Source organism: Fodinibius sp. GM108 (assembly GCF_058386985.1).
On the sequence record NZ_JBYEIR010000001.1, the window covers coordinates 136,011 to 151,106 of the forward strand.

15 protein-coding genes are annotated in these 15,096 nt (G+C 41.6%); 7 read left to right on the plus strand and 8 right to left on the minus strand.

Annotated elements, in window-relative coordinates:
- Positions 1 to 6 precede the first annotated feature (6 nt).
- Positions 7 to 1,224 (plus strand): DUF4374 domain-containing protein, encoded by a 1,218-nt coding sequence (locus ACT3ID_RS00625; protein ID WP_491540042.1) that lies wholly within the window; start codon positions 7 to 9, stop codon positions 1,222 to 1,224.
- A gap of 6 nt (positions 1,225 to 1,230) precedes the next feature.
- Positions 1,231 to 2,430 carry a PepSY-associated TM helix domain-containing protein gene (locus tag ACT3ID_RS00630; RefSeq protein WP_491540043.1) on the plus strand — a complete coding sequence of 400 codons (1,200 nt, stop codon included), beginning with the start codon at positions 1,231 to 1,233 and terminating at the stop codon, positions 2,428 to 2,430.
- Positions 2,431 to 2,647: 217 nt separating this feature from the next.
- On the opposite strand, the gene ACT3ID_RS00635 is transcribed toward ACT3ID_RS00630, so the two are convergent.
- From ACT3ID_RS00635 to ACT3ID_RS00645, 3 genes are all read right to left on the minus strand, one after another.
- Positions 2,648 to 3,466, minus strand: a complete 819-nt coding sequence (locus ACT3ID_RS00635; protein WP_491540044.1) for a DUF4382 domain-containing protein — start codon at positions 3,464 to 3,466, stop codon at positions 2,648 to 2,650.
- Between the two features lie 422 nt (positions 3,467 to 3,888).
- Positions 3,889 to 4,980 carry an ATP-binding protein gene (locus tag ACT3ID_RS00640; RefSeq protein ID WP_491540045.1) on the minus strand — a complete coding sequence of 364 codons (1,092 nt, stop codon included), beginning with the start codon at positions 4,978 to 4,980 and terminating at the stop codon, positions 3,889 to 3,891.
- A gap of 284 nt (positions 4,981 to 5,264) precedes the next feature.
- Positions 5,265 to 7,130: a PAS domain S-box protein gene (locus tag ACT3ID_RS00645; protein WP_491540046.1), complete on the minus strand. Its 1,866-nt coding sequence runs from the start codon at positions 7,128 to 7,130 to the stop codon at positions 5,265 to 5,267.
- Between the two features lie 634 nt (positions 7,131 to 7,764).
- On the opposite strand from ACT3ID_RS00645, the gene ACT3ID_RS00650 reads away from it, so the two are divergent.
- From ACT3ID_RS00650 to ACT3ID_RS00670, 5 genes are all read left to right on the plus strand, one after another.
- Positions 7,765 to 8,556 (plus strand): SDR family NAD(P)-dependent oxidoreductase, encoded by a 792-nt coding sequence (locus ACT3ID_RS00650; protein ID WP_491540047.1) that lies wholly within the window; start codon positions 7,765 to 7,767, stop codon positions 8,554 to 8,556.
- 207 nt (positions 8,557 to 8,763) lie between these two features.
- Positions 8,764 to 8,958, plus strand: a complete 195-nt coding sequence (locus tag ACT3ID_RS00655) for a hypothetical protein (protein ID WP_491540048.1) — start codon at positions 8,764 to 8,766, stop codon at positions 8,956 to 8,958.
- Positions 8,959 to 9,114: 156 nt separating this feature from the next.
- Positions 9,115 to 9,606 (plus strand): MgtC/SapB family protein, encoded by a 492-nt coding sequence (locus ACT3ID_RS00660; protein WP_491540049.1) that lies wholly within the window; start codon positions 9,115 to 9,117, stop codon positions 9,604 to 9,606.
- A gap of 412 nt (positions 9,607 to 10,018) precedes the next feature.
- Positions 10,019 to 10,441, plus strand: coding sequence for a DoxX family protein (locus ACT3ID_RS00665; protein WP_491540050.1), 423 nt, complete (start codon positions 10,019 to 10,021; stop codon positions 10,439 to 10,441).
- 195 nt (positions 10,442 to 10,636) lie between these two features.
- On the plus strand, positions 10,637 to 10,873 hold the full coding sequence (locus ACT3ID_RS00670) for an SEC-C metal-binding domain-containing protein (RefSeq protein WP_491540051.1): 237 nt from the start codon (positions 10,637 to 10,639) through the stop codon (positions 10,871 to 10,873).
- 33 nt (positions 10,874 to 10,906) lie between these two features.
- On the opposite strand, the gene ACT3ID_RS00675 is transcribed toward ACT3ID_RS00670, so the two are convergent.
- The 5 genes from ACT3ID_RS00675 to ACT3ID_RS00695 are packed head-to-tail and all read right to left on the minus strand — an operon-like array spanning position 10,907 to position 14,841.
- Positions 10,907 to 11,662: a flavodoxin family protein gene (locus ACT3ID_RS00675; protein WP_491540052.1), complete on the minus strand. Its 756-nt coding sequence runs from the start codon at positions 11,660 to 11,662 to the stop codon at positions 10,907 to 10,909.
- Positions 11,663 to 11,689: 27 nt separating this feature from the next.
- The gene (locus ACT3ID_RS00680; RefSeq protein WP_491540053.1) at positions 11,690 to 12,151 is read right to left on the minus strand and encodes a DUF302 domain-containing protein; all 462 of its coding nucleotides are present in this window, start codon (positions 12,149 to 12,151) and stop codon (positions 11,690 to 11,692) included.
- Positions 12,152 to 12,170: 19 nt separating this feature from the next.
- On the minus strand, positions 12,171 to 12,737 hold the full coding sequence (locus ACT3ID_RS00685; RefSeq protein WP_491540054.1) for a peroxidase-related enzyme: 567 nt from the start codon (positions 12,735 to 12,737) through the stop codon (positions 12,171 to 12,173).
- Between the two features lie 35 nt (positions 12,738 to 12,772).
- The gene (locus tag ACT3ID_RS00690) at positions 12,773 to 13,867 is read right to left on the minus strand and encodes a DUF3179 domain-containing protein (protein ID WP_491540055.1); all 1,095 of its coding nucleotides are present in this window, start codon (positions 13,865 to 13,867) and stop codon (positions 12,773 to 12,775) included.
- Positions 13,868 to 13,884: 17 nt separating this feature from the next.
- The gene (locus ACT3ID_RS00695) at positions 13,885 to 14,841 is read right to left on the minus strand and encodes a hypothetical protein (protein WP_491540056.1); all 957 of its coding nucleotides are present in this window, start codon (positions 14,839 to 14,841) and stop codon (positions 13,885 to 13,887) included.
- Between the last annotated feature and the right edge of the window lie 255 nt (positions 14,842 to 15,096).

Consider the following 15,096-nt stretch of genomic DNA (forward strand, 5'->3'; position numbering starts at 1 on the left):
CAAATTATGAAGTTGAACAGAAATCTAATTTTAGCCCTGAGTTTCGTTGTAATACTAGGTACAGCCTGCGACGTAACCAACTCAGACGAAAACGAAGAAGAAGGCCCCACGAATTATACGGTAGCATTTACCGCACAGGGCTCGGAAAATGAATCGACCGACTATATCTTTAATACCGAAGACCTGATGAGCGGATCGCTCTCCGCCGAAGGTGTCGGCATTGAGCAGACCGGTTGGCGCTATATGTATGAACAGAATAATACACTCTTCAGCGTCGGATATTTTGATGACAATAATGCTATTGCATATGAACTGGATGAGGAGGGTAATCTAACAGAAAAAGGGCAGTTTGTATTCGAAAATACACTGGATATCTTTGGAAAGGCCGATGACAATACGGCACTCGGCATGGAAGTCCCCCGTGTGGATTTTGCGGATCGGGTGCTACACAAAATTGATATCAATTCTGTATCCATACAGGAAAGAGTCAATACGCGGATTTGGGAAAGCAAGGAAGATTCCCTGGTCGCCTGGCCGACCGCTCTGAAAGTACGCAATGATAAGCTGTTTATCCCTTTTTACAAGCTGCATGCCCGCGGTGATTTTACTACTCCCCAAACCGACACCGCATATGTAGCCGTCTACTCCTATCCTGATATTGAATTCGAAAAGTATATTACCGATACCCGTATGGGTCCGATCGGTGTGTACGGTCTCTTCAACGGCATGATCGAAGATGAAAACGGGAATCTATACGGTTACTCTTCCGCCTCGTATGCCAACGGTTTCACCACACAATCAAAACCCTCGGGCATTTTGCGTATCAATAATGGTGATACAGAGTTTGATGAGAATTACTTCTTTAATGTGGAAGAAGAGGCCGGAGGGAAGGTCCAGTTTTTTGAATACGTGGGGAACGGAAAGGCTGTTGCCAATATCGTAACGGACGACTCACAGCTATGGGGATCTTATAACACCGAGAGTGAAATTCATAAGCTGGTCATCCTTGATCTGGAGGCAAAAACCTCAACCGATGTCTCAGGCGTACCCCACCACGGCGGATTCTATGGAAATCCCTGGCATGTAGAGGACGGTAAAGTCTATATGAGTATTGTAACATCTTCTGAGGCAAACGTCTACGAAATTGATGTAGCAAATGCCACTGGGACAAAAGGTGCTGAAATCCAGGGTAAGGAATTGAAGGGTATCTACAATTTAAACTGATAACAGATGTCTTTTTTCCAAAAACCATTTAAAAACTACATCAGGAAAATACATCTCTGGCTCGGTCTGGCGACCGGGCTGGTGGTGTTTATAGTGGCAATCACGGGATGTATATATTGCTTTGAAGAGGAAATAACTTCTTTAACTGATGATTATAAATATGTAGAAGCTCAAGAAGAAGCTTTTATTCCTCCATCCCAAGCTCGGGATATTGCTCTTGATATAATTCCGGATCGTACGATTCACGGGATAGGATATGGTGATAAGACGGATGCTATTGAAGTGGTTTTTTACGAGGCGGATCCGGAGTTTTACCATGTTCTGCATCTGAATCCTTATTCCGGAGAGCTATTAAACCACTCTGATGTCCGGTCTGGATTTTTTGCCTTTATTTTGGACGGCCATGTAAATTTATGGATGGGAGAGTTCGGTCGCCAACTCATTGGGTACAGCACTATTCTCTTCCTGATAAGTCTTATATCAGGACTTATACTTTGGTACCCTCGAAATCGGAAGGCTGCCGGTAAACGCCTTAAATTTAAATGGGTTGAACGTACTCGCTGGAAACGAAAAATCTATGATTTACATAATGTACTTGGGTTTTATGCATCAGCTGTTGCCATTATCATAGCAATTACGGGACTTGTGATGGCATTTAACTGGTTTCAGGATGGGGTATATACTGTTACCGGCGGGGACCGCGATCATGCTGGTTTTGTTCATCCCCAGAATATCAGCTCTTCTGATGCTCCTGAACTCAACGCAGATGGAGATAAGGAACCGATTGATCTGGTGTGGGAACGTATGATGGAGGAGTATCCCCAGGCGTATCATGTGGAAGTACATATGCCACCTGAAGAGGGATATGCTATTTATGTTCATGCTACATTTTCGGAGGGCACCCATTGGAATGCCGATTACCGATACTTTGATTCCCGTACATTAAAAGAGGTCAAAGTGGACGGCCCCTACTTAACCATGGAAGAAGCCAGCACCGCTGATTTGGTTCAACGCATGAATTACGATATTCATGTTGGAGCGATAGGCGGTATAGTCGGGAAAATAATCGCCTTTTTTAGCAGCCTGATAGTTGGAAGTCTGCCGGTAACGGGAACGTTGATATGGTGGGGACGACGGAAAAAGACACCTCAGCGAGTAAAACGTAAAAAAACGGCTGAGCCTGCCAAGGTAAATACAGCGGCTTAGACTGTGTTTTTTGGTGGGAAACGCTGTGTTCATTGCCCACAAATTTTTAACTTTACCTTGCTGAGTAATATTTCTTATTGATATATCCGGTTAGATCTCCGGTGTGAATGATTTCCAAGTAAAATTATCTGCAAAAATAAAAAAGGCCTGCAATCAAAGATTGCAGGCCTTTAACCATGAAGACAAAGCGTCTATTCTTAAAGAATAGATGTTATAATTATTCTTGTGATAATTCTATGGTACCAATCTCATTCGTTTCACCGACGGTGACCTCAACTCCAGTAGTATCTTTAGATTGGTAATTGTCATTTGTCGGATCTACCGAAACAGTATAGCTGCCATCTTCAAGACCGATAAGTTTGAATGAGCCGTCGCTGGTATCGGCTTTTGTTGAAGAGAGCGTATCAGAATTCGCTATCGCATAGACAAATGGTTCAGAATCGGCTGGGTCTACCTGTCCGGCAATATTTCCTGTCTCGGCTTCATTCGATGCACTGATAACCGGTTTGAGCAGGTATTCTATTCCGGATTGTTCATTTCCACGCTCTACTACCGAGCGGCTGGCATCAAAGTCGAGCAGCAGAGTGTAGGTGATATCCGGCTGGATCTCGGCATTTACGTTAAGCTTGATACCAGTCTGTTCGCCGCTGGGGACAAACATATCATGTGCTTCGCCGTCAACAACTACATTGTGACCGTCGCTGCTTAAGATAAGTCGTATCTGTTCGTAGGTACCTTCCGGCAATTCTTTTGAGCCGAGAACTTCGGTTGCCCCGTTCGTAAGTTCAAGCAGGTCGTAAGTTTGCTGTGGAGTACTAAACTCCTCCCATCCGCTATCCTCTTCGCTATTATTGATCTCAACGCTTTCAATGAAAACATTGACTTCCTCATAGTTTGCGGGTGCGTCATGGAGCTGTACCTCAAGGGTACCTGTATCGCCAGAGGCTCCTGTACCTGCATTATCGCAGCTGACAAAAATAATTGAGAGTGATAAAATGAATGCAAGGGGTATGCTAAGTAATCTTTTTTGTAACATAGTAGATGATATTTTATTGAATGAAGTTAAATAAGCTCTTTTTTGGCTTCCTGATCATTTGACGACTGGAATGGCGGATCGTTACAAGATTTTTTTAAATAAATCCTGAACACGTGAGAAGCCCCAAATGCTGATGCTATAATATTAAAAAAAATTAATGTTGTTAAAATTTTAATACTGGGAGGGTCTGGTAGTTGTCATTAATGGTGGAGAACTACTACATGCAAAGCAGATTCCAGCAGCGTCAAATCTGTTTTGAATTCCTTTTAGATAAATTGATATGGCAGGAATTAGCAGGCCAGAAAAGTAGGGTGGGTCAAGCTATTTCTTGCCGATCAACTTGTGGCGGAGGTATCTTTTCTAGAGAAAAGCAGGATCAGTGTTCAGAATTTGATAAGAACGACTGTTATATAGTCTGCGACTTATTTTTTAACCTTTTCCAGCGGAATTCTGCATGAAATAGTTACACCACTATCTCCTAGTTCGGAGGCGTTTTTTATTTCAAGAGTTCCGCCAATAAGTTCCATTCGATGACGCATCAAATTAATGCCCATCCCGGATTCCTCTTTCTCATCATCAGAGAAGCCCGCCCCGTCATCTGCAATATGTAAATGTATGTGTTGGTCATCCGACTGCAGTGTAATTTCCACGTTTTCTGCTCCCCCGTGGACAGCTGCATTTATTACTGACTCATGTACGATGCGGTAGAAGTGGACTGCTATTTCAGTATCTTCTAAATTATCCACAGTATTATCATATTCCAGCTGGCAGTGAATATCGTGGTTCTTTTGCAGTTGGTTGGCAAGATTTTTAAAGGCATACGACACTCCTTTTTCTTCTATGTCAACCGGTACGATCTCATGAGACAAATTACGCACTTTTCCCATACTATGGTCGATGATATCAATCAATTGGTCAAAATCTTCGGTAAGCCCTTTTTCTTTATTCGTCACCCTCTTTTTCAAACCTTCAAGCAATATTTTAGCCGATACCAGCGACTGGCCTAGGTCGTCGTGCAGAAATTGTCCTATCCTCCAGCGTTCACTAACATCATTTTTTATAATCTGGCGCTGTAAGCTTTTTACTTTTTCAATTTTTTCAGCAAGTTTCTCTTTTTTCTTTTTAAGAGCGGTAATATCGGTAAAATTAATTATAACGCCTTCAACACCTTCCTCAGGCAGATAAGGTCGCATTTCCATCATGTAAACGTTGCTGCTATCATCAACTATTACCTCTTTTTTTACTTTCTCCTGGTTTTTAATGACATGGTCGATGTCATCTTTAAGTCCGCTGTACCTGAACTGGCGGGAAAACTCTTCGAATTTGTAGTCGATCTTAAAGGAGTCCCTGTTCATCAGCTCAGCGATCGTCGAAACAAAGTGCTTTATTCGGTAATCACGGTTTACGAAAACTGTGCCGACATCTTCTTCCGGCCCCTTATCTTTTACACTCAAAGACAGGGGGTCATCTCCTGAGGAAGTTGTGCGTGTTTCATCATCTTTACTCGTACTCATTTAGGAATAGCTTTTAGTTGCTCTTTAAAATAAATTAGTATGATGGGACCGAACTATTAATAAATATCAGCTTAATGCGCTCAGTATTACATTAGTTAAATTCCACTGATATCTGTTTTATTAAAAAACTAATGGAACCCCGAACATTCCAGCCGACCTTTTTTCCAACTAAAAAAATCAAAGGAAATATATAATAAGTATATTAATTTTTTTTAATAAACTGAAGATGTAATAGATGCATCTGCTGGTGAGGAGATAAGATTACGTATGATTTCGCCCGAGAACTATACCGCCTTACCTGCTTCACTTCGAATAGTAGCGCAGAGCGTTTCAAACACCTCATTTTTTGAAAGATATACTGAGGCACCTGCTTCTTTCATGGCGTTTTCTACTTCTTTCCGATTGTGAACAGATAAACCGATAATAGTAGTTTTTTTGGTTTCAGATAAAATTTTCTTTGTGGCTTCAATGCCGTTCATTTCTGGCATATCCACATCCATGATAATTACAGTCGGTGAAGTTTGTCGCGCAAGCTCCACAGCTTTATTGCCGTCTGATGCTTCACCTACAACCGTGAAATCGTCTTCCGACTCGATTAACTTTCGAATCCCCTCACGTATCATCTTATGATCATCTGCGAGCAAAACTTTTATTTTACTATTTTCTCTTCGGCTTTGGGAGATTTCGGATAGTGGTTCTTCGTTACCCGGGAGTACAGTTTTTTTGTCCTCTCTCTCTTCCAGCGGAACAGCAAGTGTGACCGTCGTTCCTTTCCCAGGCTCGGAGTCAAACACAACCTTACCTTCTGCCAGAAATATCTGTTCCCGGATGTTAAACAATCCAAACCCGCCGTTGTCATCAAATGAAAAAATGTTTTGATCGGGATTAAATCCCCTGCCCTTGTCTGTTACTTTAACCTGCACTTGATTATCCTGTCGAGACGAGGTGATTTTAGCCTCTTTAACACCAGAATGCTTGATTACATTGAATAGTACTTCTTTTATTGATTGAACAAGAACTCTTTGTACTTCATTACGGATTGGCTTAGGCTGTCCATCATCTTCAACTCTTACATGCAGATCATATTTATTCATCTTTTCCGCCACCCAGTTCAGAGCTGTTACCAAATGCTCGTGATCAATTGCAGGAGGTGGTTTCAGCTCTGTCATTAGTTTACGGGTATAGCTGATTGCCTCATTAATCAGATCCTCTAAATTATTAAATGCAGGATTAAGATCTCCGGAATTTGGCTTATCATTCAGCTGGTCCAGCTTCATTTTACCCATAACCAAGAGCTGGCCCAGGTTATCGTGGAGTTCACCGGCAAGACGAAAACGCACCTGTTCTTCAGCTCTATTTAGTTTTGAAGTCAGAGATCTTAGCTGTTTTTGATAGGAAATGAGATCGGCTTCTACCTCCTTTCGCTTGGTGATATCACGAGCAATCTTTGATGCGCCCACTATTCTGCCACGGACATCTTTAATCGGTGAAATATTCAGAGAAATATTTAATCGGGTTCCGTCTTTGTGTTCTCTTATTGTTTCAAAATGATCGATGCGATCTCCCTGTCTGAGCTGGTGAAGAATCTCCCTTTCCTCATCTAACTGTTCATCGGGAATAATGATCGTAATCGATTGGCCAATGGCCTCACTGGCAGTATATCCGAAAATGCGTTCTGCACTGTCATTCCAGCTCGATATAATGCCGTTAAGATCTTTACTGATAATAGCATCATTTGAGTTATCAATTATAGATACCAGCAGAGCATTTGAAAGATGATTTTGGCCGTGTTCAGTAATATCGCGGACAAAAAACCGGGTATGGGCATATTCTCCATTTTCATTTTCTACTTCAGAATTTATAAGCACATGCCGTACAGAGTCGTCTTTACAGTGCAGCTGTGTTTTGTAAGCTTCTAATTCTGTTCCGCGTTTAATTTTCTGTAGGACTTCCTCGGCTTCTTCTTTGTGTACATGAATCTCGGTAATGTTTTTTCCGGTTAACTCATCAGTGGAATATCCGAGCATTTCCTCTTCATATTGAGTGGCTTTCAGGATAGTGCCGTCCGGTCCTATCCAATGGATGCCCACCGGGATTTTGAAAAAGTTGGATAGGTTATTCAGTTTTTTACTTTCTGAATTATTTCCCATGAGAGATTGGCCTTAGTGCAAAGTCTAATTCCACCTAATATCTATCATCTGTTAAAAGAGATGGCCGTCATTGATGTAGTTTAACCCCCAGACTGATGCCATGTTCCCTCAATCTGCCGGCACCACATTCCTGATTTTGCTCTCTGTTCATATGAGTGATACCCTTTTAAGGCCTGTTGCTTGCAGCATCTCCCTCTTTCAGCTTTATCCTGAGCTTACAGGAGGGAGCCAGCTCGGAAATTTCAAAAACCGACTATTTCAAGTTTGAAATTGCTTACTATTGAACATATCTACCAACTCTATTTTTTTTGATAAAAGCCATTCAATTAAAAGTCACCACCTGACTGGTTTTATTTAAGTTCAATATCCTTTACTCTATAAAGCAGGAACAAATACTGCTCGTTAGCTAAAATTAAGAAGCGGAATTTTCTTAAGGCTATATCGCCAAAACTTGATCAGGAAAAAGGAGGCTATGGTATGGTGTCGAACGGGAGTAAAGCTCTGGAACCAGCGCCTGTTATACTGCCGATAAAGATTTTGGCAGCGATATGAGCAAGGGTGTAGCCGAAATGGAAATGAAGTTTGAGGTGGCTGTTATTAATTGCAATAAGTTTAAAAGCACAGGATTATTATTATGAAACTATCAAAGAAAAAAGTGTTCATTACCGGGGGAAGTGCCGGTATTGGTAAAGCAATGATCGAAGAATTAGTCGAAAACGGAGTTACTGAAATAGCTGTTATGGGACGAACGGCTGAAAAATTAGCTGCTTTGGAAGATGAGTTTCCGTCAATCACATTTCTGAAAATACAGGGTGACGTTTCGCAGCCGGATGATATAAAAAAAGCAGTGCAATTGGTGCAGGAAGAATGGACAACACTGGATATCCTCGTTAATAATGCCGGTGTAGTCAGTGCTGGTTTACTGGAGGAGATCAGTGATGAAGATATTATCAATCAGGTGAATATTAATGTAACTGGCTTGCTTCTTTTGACAAAGCATCTTTTGCCCCTGCTTAAGGAAAGTTCTGAAGGAGCTCTGATCAATGTTTCTTCCGGCTTGGGATATCTGGGAATGCCATTTTACAGCGTGTATGCAGCTACAAAAGCAGCAGTAAAGCATTTCTCTGAGTCAATGCGCAGAGAGCTTTCTGATTACCCGATCCACGTTATGACGATCTATCCGACTTCTACTGATACTGAAATGATGGAAACGGCCAACGTTAATAGTGAAATGGATAGTCCAAAAGAGGTAGCCAAGGCTTCAATTGAAGGACTACTGAACAAAGAAATTGAGGTAATACTTGGTGGCCAGCAGCGGAAAGATCAAATAGAGGCAAACTTTCAGAATCCATTAGCAGTGGATAAAAAAGTGGAAGAAAAATACGATGCATTGCGAGTGCGGGCTGAAAAACATCGTTCTATGTAGAAGCTCAAGAGGGATTCATATAGGTATGTGCTAAGAGATCTCTACCTGTTAAAACTTCCGGCGCTTTATCTATCTGAAAAATTAAAATCAAATAAGCGCCGTCGGGTATTAACAGGTAGTTTTGATTACTGCAATTAATGTTTAAAATTATTCTTTACAGAAGCTAATACAATTTATTAAAGAGAGAGAGGTTGCCTATGACAAAGAATGACAAGCACAGAAATTATTGCAACTTTAACCAGTGAGCGCTCTGCTATCCAGGGTCCGCGGGTACAAAAACTTGCAGAAGAAATTATAGAGTCTCAGCGCCGTCAAATAAAGGAAATGAAGTGGCTTATTGAGGATATCAGAGCTAATGACATAAGCAAGAGCAAGGTCGATCCCATTTTCAGGAAGTCCTGAATAACCGGGAGTTGGCAATAGCATTCACTAGCTCATCAATCCAAAATCTTATTTACAATAGCTTGTCGAAACATCTGCCTGGCAAATACAGCCCCACAGCAGGTAAAGCATTCAATAACCTTAAAAGAAAATTTTAAATAACAAGAGGGACTTGTAATGGAATCAGAAATTTTATGGACTCCTATAATCAAAGTAGTATACGCTATGGCATTGGGCGGTTTAATGGGTTTTGAACGAGAGTTGGCCCAAAAGCCAGCTGGTCTTCGCACGCATATGCTGGTTGCCGGATCGGCTTCATTGCTAGTAGTATTGGGTGATATCCTGATAAAAAATTATAGTGGAGGGGCCTTTGTGGATGTTATCCGGGCTGACCCTATTCGCATTATGGAAGCTATAATTACAGGTATCAGCTTTCTTGGGGCGGGTACTATAATTTTCAGAAGTAAAGAAAAAACTGTAGAGGGTTTAACCACAGCTGCCTCGATTCTGTTTGCTGCTGCTATCGGTATTGCAGTGGCTATACAGCAATATTTGTTGGGAGGTATCCTCACCGTTATTGCTATCGTAATACTATTTGGTCTCGGATATGTAGAGCAGTTTATAGAATGGTTGCGACCCTACTTCTATAGAGAAAACACGAACGACTAAAAGATTTCACAGAAAATAGGAAAGATAGACTTTCTATCTAAGCCGCAGTAATTATTTTCTATTTGATTTTTCTGATACCATTTCTCGACTGGCAGGCTTGTTAAGCTATAATGAATGCAAAATACTCAGGCTGGTAATAATCCACGGCTTATCAAGGGAGGTTTTCTCTTTTGCAAGAAGGGCGGTTTTAGATTAGAAGGGAGTTGTGGCTTTACGATGGAATGTTGGCACTGGTAGTCCCGACATATCAGGGGATACAAACTCCCGGGATGGTCAGCACACCTGCACCCTGTTTTTTGACTAAAGAAAATTGCAGGGAAACGAATTTTGGAGTAATAAAATCAGTAAGAATTATTGCGCGTACGTAATCTATTTGAGTGTAAGCATCTAATGTTAAATGAAATGAGAAAATATGGATCAGTTAAATAAACTATCAGGAATAGCACATTGGTTACCACGTCTATCGTTGGCATCAATTTTTATTTATCACGGATTTCCCAAAGTAGCTATGACCGGTGATGTAGCGGCTATGATGGGAATGCCCTTTATCATGGTTTTATTATTAGGCATAGTAGAAATTGGCGCTTCACTTTTAATGCTCTGGGGTGGATTCGGTCCGGAGTGGGCTACGCGTGTAGCGGGCCTTTTATTCACGGCGGTGATGATTGGTGCCATTGTAATGGTTCATGCTCAATACGGCTGGAATTCCATTAATATGGGTAATAACGGTGGCCGCGGAATGGAGTTTCAGGTACTGATTATTGCTGTTTCTCTGCTATATGTTTTCAAAGGCAATACCATCAATAAAAAAATCAGAGCTGCCGAAGCAGTATAAATAATTAACTATAACCTAACCCTGGCAAAGAGGAAAGCTGGAATATGTTTTCCTCTTTTTTAATGGGTTACCTGTAGCTATTGCAGTTGCATCAGAGAAAATATCTTTAGCAAGGAGCAATATATTTGTTGAGTTTTGAGGTTGGTAAATACTTTATACATTACCGGTTCCTGTTAAAAAATCCTTTGAAAATTTATGTCTGATACACCCGGAAGAAATGATCCCTGCCATTGTGGTAGTGGGCGGAAATATAAGAACTGCTGCCTTGAGAAAGAGAATTCAACAATAAGTTCAAAGTTTGGGATAGGTGCCCTTGTGATTGCGGTTATTCTTGGACTCTGGTTTTTGGGATCTGCACTGTCAGGTAGTGATGAAACGCCGGAGTGTCCGCCCGGCCAAAACTGGTCCCAGTCTCATCAGCATTGCCACTGATCGGACAGAAATATTAAAACTGGTGACGTATGCCTACCTGTGCTCGGGATTGGGATGATCGAAACGACAACCCGCCTCCCATTCAGATCGCTGGTTTCCATGGGCGGGTATTCCTCCGGCTTGATCGATCATATGAGCCATGTGCATGAGATTCCAGGTCATAAATGTTGTATTTCGCTGAGTAAACTCGTTATCAAATCCCACTGGTCCGTTTTCGCCTTCGTCGCCATAGCTGGGGCCCGGACCGGCTTCTCCAATCCAGCCGGCATCGGCCTGCGGCGGAATCACATAGCCCAAGTGTTGCAGGCTATAAAGAATATTCATCGAGCAGTGCTTAATTCCGTCTTCGTTACCGGTGATAAGGCAGCCGCCGACCCGTCCATAATAAGCATATTGCCCCGCCTCATTAACATTGCTAGAATTAGCATATAACCGCTCAATCACTTTTGTACAAATGGATGATTTTTCACCAAGCCAAATGGGAGAACCAATAACCAGGATATTAGCATCCATAACTTTTTGCTGGATCTCCGGCCAGTCATCTTCTTCGAATCCGTGCTCAGTCATATCCGGATAAACACCGGGAGCAATATTATAGTCTACCGGTCGCAGTACTTTTGTCGAGATCCCATTTTTCTCCAAGATCGTCTTTGAAACATCAATAAGTTTTTGCGTGTGTGATTCTTTGGAGTGCGGTTTAAGCGTACAGTTCAGAAACAATGCACTTAAATTTGAAAAATCCCATTTATCTTGCCTGCACAGCTCTTCTTGTTTTTGGTTAAGAGTCATATAGAAATAGGTTGTTTTATATGAATATCAATTATTGCCCGCTGCAGATTGTGCAAATTTATTGAGGGCTCCGGATATTTTTTGGAGCTCCTGATCACAGCCTTCAATATTATGTCGCTTCTTAAGGTAATCCGGTGAATTATATCCTATTTTCACCTGTCCATCCTGATCCTTCCAGATAAGCATCTTCTGAGGCAGGTCGATAGCAACAGTTGGGGCACACTGCATGAGCGGAGTACCCAGTTTGGGATTACCAAAGATGAGAACGGTTATTGGGGACAGATCGAGATTTACTGATGCAGCACCTTCCCGGTGATTTACTTCCTCAAAGATATTGAGTCCGTTGTCGTTCAAGACCTTTTCAAGCCGATCTGTTGTCTCTTCTACAGAGTACTCACTTTCTATAATTTCCATCCCATCCTGAGCAAAACCTTGGGTTGTAGCAATCCCTAAAAAGGTAAATACAACAAATACGATTAGTTGCTTCATGATAGAAAAATGATTGTGATTAGTATTTATATCCCTGCACTTCCTCTTCGTCAGCCTCGATACCTAATCCCTGTACTATGCGATTTACAAAATTGAAATAGCTAACAACGAGCACTGCATCCAAGATAGCTCGGTCAGAAAGTCCCGTATTTTTTAAGGGAGTGATATATTTGCTTTCCTTTTTATTAAAGGTACCGGGATTAAGGGTCAGTTCACGGGCAAGCTGACATAATCGCTTGTCTACATTGTTAAGATCAAGTTGATTATAATTTGATCGCAGTTGGTTAACTTTGTCGCGATCTTTCCAGTAGTGATTGAGTGCTTCGCCGTGATGTAGCTGGCAGTATTCGCATTCATTGACGGCCGAAACAACAACCGCCATCATCTCGCGCTGAGCCCTGCTCAAAGGAGACTTGCTGAACATAATAGACATGTACAAGTCTATATGCGTCATAATAGTGTCAGGATTCAAACTCTGAATTTTGTGGATCCGTGCCAGCTTTCCCCGTTTCTCCTTCAGTTCATCATAAATTTTTTTGAGATCACCCGTAGCTTCTTCAGGTTCAATGATATCAATAAATGCCATGCAATAACGAAATACTTGAAAGTTAGATTTAAGATTTAATTCCAGATGAAGAATTCTCCGAACGCAAATTCATAGCCATAATACGACAGCGTGGGAATTAGCCGTTCACCCTGCCGCGGTCCCTCCACTGCATACCCAAAAACGTCCCACCGATTGCCCTCCTGATCTTTCAGGATTACGGGAAGAGCATTCTGAACAGCTTCAAACTCCAGTATGGTACCATCTGTCAGCTGTTTTTCAAATCCAACAGCAAAATCAAGATTCGAGCTTCCGGCTACTACTATATCGGTATCTGCTATCTGAGCTTCTTTAATATTAATATCCGGACCAAATTCTTCAATGGTATAAATTTTTGAACTGGCAAGATCTATATTCTCATTTTTCTGGATAACTACATATTGCCGTTTTTTAAACGATTTAACTACTTTATCACTGAGCTCGATGGTCAGGGGGAAAAGAGGAGGAGAATCTTCCTTGAGGTAATCTTCCCCATATAGATAGCCGCTATAGTTTCTGTCATAGCCGGTTTCCGCAGAAAGAACCTGGGCATTGGGAAACATCTTTTTCCAGGTAGCCCATGTTGTTTGAAAAACCTGAAACGTTTCAAGTTGTTTATCTTTAAGTGGCCCCTGAACGCCACGCATCTGCATCTGGGAGTAATGGGTCTCTGTTTTGCGATCAAAGGGAATTAAATTGTTCCTGAAGAGTAATCCCGACACACCAAATTCAACAGTTTCACCGTCTATCATACGATTCCAGGCAATACCTGTGCCTGTGAGCGGACAATAAGTGAGGCAGAACGGCTGTTGACCAACTTGGTCGTTTACGATTTCGTGATGATCCATTATCTGGTGAGGATATCCCTTTATAATATCACCTATGCGAACCCCCACAATCAAACGATGATCATCGACGTATTCAATTTCTCTTGTAGGCTTAAACGTTGGATTATCGATAGAAGGAATCCCATCTCTGGGCACCCCGCCATTTACTACTTGATCTTGGGGGATAAGCCAATCACCTTCTTCCGCAGGAGCAGGTGTACCATTTTCTGAGCTGGTTGTTACTTCGTTACAACCAGTTATTGTAAAAAATAAAACTGCCAACATCACTGCTTGAAACTTTTCCATAGCGATTACCTACATGATTAAAAGATCACTTTTTCTCCAAAGTTATAAAACACCGAAAAGGAAACGGCATAACTTGTAGTTGGCTGCAAGCCGTTTAAGTGTTGGTAAACAGGTATTTTACCCCCCACTTTAGCGGATAAACTATTCGAAAACTGATACTGTAATGCGGGCTCAATCGAAACCCACTTTCCCCCGGTATTAGACTGGTTATTTCCGTTAAGTTGATCAGAACTTGCGGAGCGATAACTTACAATACCTACATAAGAGAGATCCGAAAAAAGGTTATCGGTTATTCCGGTATTAATAACCCACTCGTTTCCAAATTTATATTCATCATTTTGATTGAAATGTTCGGCACTTCCCGTAGCTCTAAAAGTATTATAAACAAAGAAATTTACAGTTGATGCAGGAGCAAAAGTTTTTGAAAAATAAGACCATAATACTCCGTCCCAGGCACCTGTGCCGGGCTGCATATCTAAATTAAGAGCAATACCGTTTTCTTCCAGAGATGTTTTCCCAAAAGGAATTTTAGTACCGCCACCAACAGCCAATTGATACTGTTCACTCATCGTATTTTGATGAAGTACATATTTTATCATTACCAGACCATCGCCAATACCGCGTGTTATCAGCTCATTGTCATTTGCTACGGAGAGCCTTTGCTTTTGCACGTGAGTAAAAGTGCCGGAGATAGTGAGACGATCGGTTATGCCGTAATTAAGTTCAAAAAGGGTGGATTGGGTATTGCGTTCAACAGTATTGTTTTCGAGTTGCTGACTGCCGGAATAGAGATCAGAAATCTCTTTAAATTCATAAGTGATACCTGCAAAAAGATTTCCCTTAGAAGTTGTACTGATGCTTTGGGAGCTAATCAGCGGAGCTCCGGCACAGCTGCAGGTCTGGCCTTTCGCAGCAATTGTGACGGCTACGATCAGTGTGCAGCAAAGAAGATATCGCAGAAAAAAGCTAACCATAAAGCTTCCTTTTTTCTTAGGATGGGTTGAAGTGATAAGATATTACCTAAAAAACCTGCTTTTTTTAGCTGGGTTGTAAGCCTTACAGGAATTATTAGAGCAGGAATAACTATAGACCCATTCGCTGACGAAATAACACAGGCTAAGGTATGACGATTTTCGGTTCTTTATGTCCGAAACCCGAAAAAATCTGCCCAGGCAAACCAATAGGCATTATAGGAGGGAGCGGGGTGCAACTTGTGTCTTGGTCATATC

Bases quoted from the DNA above. Each gene is read 5' to 3' on its own strand.
- ACT3ID_RS00625 (WP_491540042.1), top strand. From the start codon at position 7: ATGAAGTTGAACAGAAATCTAATTTTAGCCCTGAGTTTCGTTGTAATA.
- ACT3ID_RS00630 (WP_491540043.1), top strand. From the start codon at position 1,231: ATGTCTTTTTTCCAAAAACCATTTAAAAACTACATCAGGAAAATACAT.
- ACT3ID_RS00635 (WP_491540044.1), bottom strand. From the start codon at position 3,466: ATGTTACAAAAAAGATTACTTAGCATACCCCTTGCATTCATTTTATCA.
- ACT3ID_RS00640 (WP_491540045.1), bottom strand. From the start codon at position 4,980: ATGAGTACGAGTAAAGATGATGAAACACGCACAACTTCCTCAGGAGAT.
- ACT3ID_RS00645 (WP_491540046.1), bottom strand. From the start codon at position 7,130: ATGGGAAATAATTCAGAAAGTAAAAAACTGAATAACCTATCCAACTTT.
- ACT3ID_RS00650 (WP_491540047.1), top strand. From the start codon at position 7,765: ATGAAACTATCAAAGAAAAAAGTGTTCATTACCGGGGGAAGTGCCGGT.
- ACT3ID_RS00655 (WP_491540048.1), top strand. From the start codon at position 8,764: ATGACAAGCACAGAAATTATTGCAACTTTAACCAGTGAGCGCTCTGCT.
- ACT3ID_RS00660 (WP_491540049.1), top strand. From the start codon at position 9,115: ATGGAATCAGAAATTTTATGGACTCCTATAATCAAAGTAGTATACGCT.
- ACT3ID_RS00665 (WP_491540050.1), top strand. From the start codon at position 10,019: ATGGATCAGTTAAATAAACTATCAGGAATAGCACATTGGTTACCACGT.
- ACT3ID_RS00670 (WP_491540051.1), top strand. From the start codon at position 10,637: ATGTCTGATACACCCGGAAGAAATGATCCCTGCCATTGTGGTAGTGGG.
- ACT3ID_RS00675 (WP_491540052.1), bottom strand. From the start codon at position 11,662: ATGACTCTTAACCAAAAACAAGAAGAGCTGTGCAGGCAAGATAAATGG.
- ACT3ID_RS00680 (WP_491540053.1), bottom strand. From the start codon at position 12,151: ATGAAGCAACTAATCGTATTTGTTGTATTTACCTTTTTAGGGATTGCT.
- ACT3ID_RS00685 (WP_491540054.1), bottom strand. From the start codon at position 12,737: ATGGCATTTATTGATATCATTGAACCTGAAGAAGCTACGGGTGATCTC.
- ACT3ID_RS00690 (WP_491540055.1), bottom strand. From the start codon at position 13,867: ATGGAAAAGTTTCAAGCAGTGATGTTGGCAGTTTTATTTTTTACAATA.
- ACT3ID_RS00695 (WP_491540056.1), bottom strand. From the start codon at position 14,841: ATGGTTAGCTTTTTTCTGCGATATCTTCTTTGCTGCACACTGATCGTA.